Genomic DNA, 805 nt, shown 5'->3' on the forward strand with positions numbered 1-805 from the left:
ATTGGAAAAACACGTGCTAAACAAGATCAGCTTGTTGGCACTGCGCGTACTGAGGTTATTTCATTGAGCGAGCGCGCAAAAGTTTTACCTCTGCTCATTCATGGTGATGCTGCTTTTGCAGGTCAAGGTGTGATTCAAGAAACTTTTGGTCTTTCAGGTTTAAAAGGTTACCGGGTTGCCGGCTCTATTCATGTTATTGTCAATAATCAAATTGGATTTACAACCGATCCCCGTTTTTCGCGCTCTTCACCTTATCCATCGGATGTGGCAAAAATGATCGATGCGCCCATTTTTCATGTGAATGGTGATGATCCTGAAGCTGTTGTTTTTATTGCAAAAATAGCAACGGAATTTCGTCAAATTTTTCATAAACCGGTGGTGATTGATATGTTTTGTTATCGCCGTTATGGACATAATGAAGGCGATGAACCTTCTTTTACACAACCGCTTATGTATAAGGCGATCCGTAATCACAAAACAACTCTTCAGCTTTATGGTGACCAGTTGGTAAAAGAAGGCGTGATTTCTTTAGAAGAGATTGAGCAGCAAAAAAAGCTGTGGCGTGATAAGCTTGAGGCTGAGTTTGAAGCGAGTACCTCTTATAAACCCAGTAAAGCTGATTGGCTTGATGGGAGTTGGACGGGGCTTAAAGCTTCCAGTAATACTGAAGAGCAATACTTTGGAACGACTGGTGTGGCATTGAAGACTTTAAAGGAAATTGGTCAGAAACTTGTCGAGATTCCTCCCAATTTTCATGTTCATAAAACTATTCAGCGTTTTTTAAGTAATCGTGCTAAGGTTTTTG

The 805-nt window shown here is 40.7% G+C and carries 1 protein-coding gene; it reads left to right on the forward strand.

Annotated features, from left to right (window positions below):
• A partial coding sequence (locus tag ACFIK8_RS10915) for a thiamine pyrophosphate-dependent enzyme (RefSeq protein ID WP_375669439.1) occupies nucleotides 1-805 on the forward strand: 805 nt, incomplete at both ends.

The organism is Bartonella sp. MR168JLCBS, assembly GCF_042194175.1.